Annotated in this window: 1 pseudogene; it reads right to left on the bottom strand. The window is 47.2% G+C overall.

The features are described 5' to 3' along the window. A pseudogene (gene pcoS, locus ACVCAM_RS26445) lies at window positions 1–897 on the bottom strand (copper resistance membrane spanning protein PcoS); the annotation flags it as partial.

The raw sequence follows: 897 nt of genomic DNA, 5'->3' as shown, positions 1-897 counted from the left end.
CAGCATATCGCTGTCTCCGGCAACAACGCCCTCTCCTTCAACGGTGATTGTCTTTCCTGTTTCGTCTGCCAGAGGCTCGAACAGCTCACGTAATTCATTCAGTTCGGCGGCCAGATCCACATCATGTTTATCCAGCTGCAGCAGACCATGCTCTGAACGTGCCAGAAAAAGCATATCACTGGTCATTCGTGACAACCTTTTCAGTTCTTCCAGGTAAGCGAATAAGATTTCGCGGTAATGCGAAACATCCCTTTCCTTAGCCAGTGCAAACTGCGTCTGCATCATCAGATTACTGACCGCTGTGCGCAGCTCATGCGCGATGTCAGACGAGAAATCTGACAGTTTCCGGAATGACCCCTCCAGGCGATCGAACATGTTATTGAACTCCTGCATGGTCTCAGAAATTTCCGGCGGAGCCAAATCGGGATTAAGACGCTGATCCAGGCTGTGTACGGTCATGGAGGAAGCCAGACTGGTCATTTCCCGTAGCGGTTTCAGACCAATACGTGTGGTCAGCCAGCCCAGAAAAACAGAAATAAAGACCAGACCGATATTGAACCAGAACAGCCAGGTACTGAGCTTATCCATAAACAGGGTGTGATACCCAGTATCCGTGGCAACCGTAATGATGACATGTTTGCTTTTACCCTGTTCCGGCGTCACGGCAACCCGCCGCGAGATACTGCGGTACACGGTGTTATTTTCTTCCGTCTGGATCATATAGTCGAGAATATCACCCGACTTATTAAGCAGGACCGCTGGAACAACAGAATTTTTGGCATAGAGTTCAACAATTTTTTCATTTTCCATGTTTTTTATAGAAATGAATAAACCATTGTGCCCTACCATCGCATCGTTTATTTTTTCTGATAATGACTTAATATCCGTTTTGTTCCG

Source organism: Enterobacter sp. CFEC122 (assembly GCF_052983755.1).
The sequence above is the reverse complement of the archived record's forward strand: the minus strand, read 5'-3'. Positions and strand labels throughout refer to the sequence as shown.